Consider the following 5318-nt stretch of genomic DNA (forward strand, 5'->3'; position numbering starts at 1 on the left):
TATCGCGTATCATGGATATTACGGCTACTTTCATTTTTGAGTATGGGGCTTTTGGACTAACACGATATTATTGAGGTATAATTCTTTTCCCTTGGGCAAAATGCTTTTAAGAAGCAATGCGCAACTATTTAGTATAGAATAAGTAATAATGCGAAAAGCGCTTCTAACAATGGGAATCTTTTGAAGACGCGGGGCGATATTTTGATGAATATACATCTCCCATAGTTGAAAAATGGTAGTTACGGAACAACCTATTTTATCTTGCATTATTACTTCAAATCCATTCTCTTCAAGAATATGTTTAATCGCGAAAGAGGTATAACGCGCGAAATCATTGGGGACTTCGTGTTCGCATATTGAAAAAGGGCAGGTGATGAGCAGATGGCCTCCCGGTTTTAATACTCTATTTATCTCCTTTAAGATTTCCTTTAAATTAAAAATATGTTCAAAAACCTCTGTAGAAAATATGGAGTCGAAATATTCATTTTCGAATGGAATTATTTTTCCATTATAAAATACATCTACATTCTCGTTTTCATGAGAATGACCGTCACCTTCATAGTCTACTCCAATATATCGCTCTACAGAAAATAAGGATTGGTATGGCTTTGCACCACAACCAAAATCCATCATTATCCCTTTTAATGATGGTACATTCTTTGAAATGGCTTTTAATAAGCCCTGTCTGGTAAGGTAATTAGGCGCAAACAAGCCTGGATTAAATTCTTTAGGAATTTGAGAATAATTCATTGAAAGCTATTTTCTTTAAACTCGGGTAAAAATAGTGTTTTATTATAAAGGTGCTTAAAATTAAGTAAAAAACTTGCTGGGAGAAGTTTGTCGGGAATCCTAGGCTAGCAATCCTTAAAAGCTCTTATATTTGTTTAATTACAAGGATTAAAGAAAACGAATGCTTTCTATCATCATTATTAATTTTAAAAGTGCGCAATTAATTTCTAATTGTATTCAATCTATTAAGAATGAAACAGCAACAATTAATTATGAGATTATTGTGGTAGATAATAGCGATGATGTAGATGGATATAGATTAATCACGCAAAATTTCCCGGAAGTCATTTGGCTAAATATGGGTTATAATGCTGGTTTTGCACGGGCAAATAATGAAGGTATTAAAATAGCAAAAGGTGAAACTGTTTTATTACTGAATCCGGACACAATAAATTTAGATGACGCTATTGAACGAGTATACCTGAAGTTTTCCAGGTCTGCATACGTCGCTTGCGGTGTACAATTGCTGAATGAAGACAAATCGCCACAGATATCCGGAAACTTTGCTATGAGAGGCGGGCTAAATTATTTACTTCCGTTGCCTTATGTTGGAAATTTCTTAAAATGGATAGCTGAGAAGTTGAAAGTAGAGAAGCCTAATATTCCACAGGCCTCCGCTTTAGAAGAAGTGGACTGGATTAATGGCGCGTTTTTAATGGTAAAGAGAAATATAATCGAAAATGCAGGCATGTTGGATGAAGATTTTTTCTTATATGCCGAAGAAGCCGAATGGTGCGGAAGGCTTCGAAAACAGGGTAGGTTGTGTATTTACGGAGATTGCCATGTTTTGCATTTACAAGGTGAAACTGCAAATGACGCTTTTAATTCTGAAGGCAAAGGATATTACAATTTGTATGATCGAAAAGGATTACAGATAATGGTTTCCAATTTTGTACGAATAAGAAAACAGTTTGGGATGTTCTGGTTTTTGTTTGATTTATTCGTGTATAGCTTTACGATTCCGGTATTTTTTGTTGCGGGCTTCTTACACCATCTTTTTGTTTTGAAGAATCCCTTTGGACATTTTCCAAAAGCCTCAAAATTTAGCGTGAATATCTTTTATTTATGGAAGATAACGCCAACAATATTAACCAATAAACCGCATTTTTATAAGATATTATAAAAAATCAGCCGTTTTTTTTGCAATGTTTTTCCAATAAAAGTGATGATAAAAACGTTCAACAGTTGGATCTGCAATTGTTCTTCTTTGTTCTATAATAGCCTGCGCAAATTGTGTTACATCTTCGTCTTCGACTATTTTTAATTTGTCGCCTGCGACATCAGTGGGAATACCAATTGCACCACTCTTAAATGAGACAGCTGAAGTCCCGAAGGATAAGGCTTCCACGAGTTTTGTTTTAATACCACCGCCCGTCCAGATTGGGTTTAAGAATATTTCAGCGCCCTTAAATACAGCATCAATATCGTCTACAAATCCTTTAATAATAATATTTTCCGACGCATATCTTTTTACTTCTTCCGGAATATTCTTTCCACAAATTAATAATGCAAAGTTTTTGTCTATGGCTAATAATGCCGGCATTATTTGTTGTAGCAATAAATACAATGCTTTGTCGTTCGGCCCGTAACCAAATACACCGTTGAATAAAAGAAGAGTCCGTTGTTCTGCGATATGAACTTGCTTTTTAAGTATTGTTACGGTTTTCTTTTTTTCTTCTAACGGCAATGCTTTTTCTATTTCGGTTCCATAAGTAATTACAGTAGTCTTATTTACAGTTAAGTGAAAATGACGCAATGCATATTGCCTGTCCTCTTCCGTAATAAAAAAAGAAAAATCTGCCATCCGATGCACTGTTTTCTCGTAAGAAAATAATAGTCGCCACCACCATTTTTTTAAGTTTTTGAAGCGTAAGGTTTCTATATTATGCGAATGGATAATCAAATTTTTCTTACAAAAAAATTGAAGTAAGATACCCAACATCCCCATATATGGATGCTCTATAATGATCGTATCAATATTATTTTTTGAAATTATTTTTTTTAATTTAAAGAAATAGAATAAGTTGATATAGCGCATCGATGAATTTGAAAATATCGCTGAAACATTGATTCCACCCGTATTCGACAAATCGTTATTTTGGGTAGAAACGCAATATATGTTCGCGTCATTTACGAGATATTTGTAAAAAAGGAAAATTCCTTTTTGTCCACCGGACTGCGCAGGTAAAAACTTGTAAGGTGCTATAGCTAATATATTCTTCATCCGGGTTTAGTTTTCCACTTTTTTTTCTTTTTTCCAAATAATAAAAATAGAAAAGGCAATGGACAACCAGAACAGAATATTAGCAATATAAACAATGGTTTGTGAAATTTTAAGAACGTTCGGTTCAAACCTGAACATAATCTCATGCTTTCCTGCTGGCACTGCAATTCCCCGCAAGGCGAAATCAGATTTTACATAATTCGTTTTCTTCCCGTCAATATAGGCGTTCCAGCCTGCAGGATAATAAATTTCACTTAAAACGGCAAATTGTGGACTTTTAGCACTTGTCGCATAGCTGATTGTATCATTATCATATTGCAACAATTTAATAGTTGCAGTGCTGTCGAAACTTATGGAAGAGCCAATGTCAGACATAAACTTACTTTGTACAATAGCCGTATCTTTCGCATTAAAATGTCCTATAGATTCTATCTCTTGCAAATCTGAAGGCACATATTGTATACCTTTTACAAACCAAGCTGCCCCTAGTGCGTCAGGATTTGTTTGTACAATTGGCTGCCCTTGTTTATCTGGCGAGATAATATAACGTGTATCCAGCATGTTTAAGACAGAAGGGTTTATCTTTCCGCTTAATTGACTTGCAACTAAATCCTGGTAAACACTCAGTTTTGCCGGGTGATAACCTCCAATTGACCGATGAAAATAGGACGTAATGGCGTCTGTAAATGGATCTCCTGATGTAAGATTTAATACGCGGTAATGTGGTGATTTATCCTGCATTATTGCCAGATCTGCAGAAGTTGGTGTGAAGCTGCTTGCCTGCAATTCGTCGGGTTGCATGTAATTAGACGTGTTCAAATAGGTATTATCTACTTTCAATAAATCAAATGTATTGATAACTAAAAATGCCGCTAAAATGACGGCTGCACTGAGGGCCTTTTTTGCAAATAAATACAACCCGATGATTATAATCACTGAAAATAAAACGACTCGACCAATACCGGCTAAAAACATGCTCTTACGTGCATCTTCAATGGAATGGATAATACTGCTGCCATTGATTTGAGGTTGCATTAGAAATTCTTTAAGGGAGGCATCGCTTAGTGAGTAATCATTGCCAACATATACAAGCAGCAGCAGTGCTATAAATCCGCCTAATGCGTATAATATTTTTTTGAAATTCTTCTGTAAAAATTCTTGCGCGGCATCCTTATAGAATAGCTTTTGCAAGCCTACAGCTGCCATCAAAGGAAGAATTAATTGTGGTATTACCATCGCCATGGAAGGGGCCCTAAATTTGTTATACATAGGGAGGTAATGGAATAAAAACAAATTGAAACTTTCAAAATAACTGCCCCAAGCCATTAGTACACCAAACAATGTAACAACTAATAACCACCATTTATGCTTTGATTCTATTGCAACCCATCCAATGATCGCTAACAATACGATGAGTGTGCCGGCATATACAGGTCCTGACGTAAATGGAACGACCCCGCCCCAATATTTTGACAATACAGAACGCATCACCATATTTAACTGTTGAGGCGCCATTTTCCCATTAAGTTGTTGCCCTAATTGCATGGCATTATTGTAAACATCCGAGCTTTCGTCGAACATATTACCGGTACTTCCCCCAAATGCATTAGGCATAGCAAGTTCCAATACTTCAGCTTTACCCATACTATATTGAAACGCATAACTTTCATCTAAACCAGAAGTTTTAGTTACTTTCTTGATACCCTGACTAGTAACATCTAATGCACTACCACCGCGAATTGTATACTTTGCATATTGATAGGTTGGAAAGATACCTAGGGCAGAACTGCCTAAGCCAATGAGACCTGCCAATAATGCTAGGGAAAGTGCGGCAACACAATGTTTTATTTGTCGGGTTTTGATCCAATTAATGACGTAGAAAATTGTCATTATGGCAACACAAATCAGGAAGTAATAAGTTATCTGGGGATGCCCTGCACTTATTTCTAAAGTGGCAAATAATGTACTTACAATTGATCCGAGTGCATATCGTTTTTCGTATAAAAGAATTAAGCCGGCTAACATTGCAGGCATATACGCCATTGCCAACATTTTCGTCTCGTGACCAGCTACAATGATTATTGGCGTATAGGTGGCATAGGCAAATGCAAGACTTGCAAGAACTCCAATTATAGGTTTTATACGGAATGACTGGGTAAGAATATAAAAGCAAATGCACGCCAAAAAGAAGAAGGAGATAGGTTTTGGAAGCCAAAGTGTAAGAATATCGCCGAAGTTTGGCAGGAACGAATGACCATCCATAGCCACCTGATAATTGGGCATGCCACTAAATAAATGAGTATTC

The 5318-nt window shown here is 36.1% G+C and carries 4 protein-coding genes; 1 reads left to right on the plus strand and 3 read right to left on the minus strand.

What is annotated here, in order from left to right:
- Nucleotides 1-30: 30 nt before the first annotated feature.
- Nucleotides 31-750, minus strand: a complete 720-nt coding sequence (locus tag ACQR30_RS09700) for a methyltransferase domain-containing protein (RefSeq protein ID WP_429734476.1) — start codon at nucleotides 748-750, stop codon at nucleotides 31-33.
- A 160-nt stretch (nucleotides 751-910) separates the two neighbouring features.
- On the opposite strand from ACQR30_RS09700, the gene ACQR30_RS09705 reads away from it, so the two are divergent.
- The gene (locus ACQR30_RS09705) at nucleotides 911-1912 is read left to right on the plus strand and encodes a glycosyltransferase family 2 protein (protein ID WP_429734478.1); all 1002 of its coding nucleotides are present in this window, start codon (nucleotides 911-913) and stop codon (nucleotides 1910-1912) included.
- On the opposite strand, the gene ACQR30_RS09710 is transcribed toward ACQR30_RS09705, so the two are convergent.
- Together ACQR30_RS09710 and ACQR30_RS09715 are read right to left on the minus strand one after the other, a co-directional pair.
- On the minus strand, nucleotides 1907-3013 hold the full coding sequence (locus tag ACQR30_RS09710) for a glycosyltransferase family 4 protein (protein WP_429734480.1): 1107 nt from the start codon (nucleotides 3011-3013) through the stop codon (nucleotides 1907-1909). The genes ACQR30_RS09705 and ACQR30_RS09710 overlap by 6 nt on opposite strands.
- Nucleotides 3014-3019: 6 nt before the next feature.
- Nucleotides 3020-5318 (minus strand): YfhO family protein (locus ACQR30_RS09715; RefSeq protein ID WP_429734482.1); only part of this gene is annotated, 2299 nt, incomplete at its 5' end.

This window comes from Arachidicoccus sp. (assembly GCF_050436765.1).
Classification (GTDB): domain Bacteria; phylum Bacteroidota; class Bacteroidia; order Chitinophagales; family Chitinophagaceae; genus Arachidicoccus.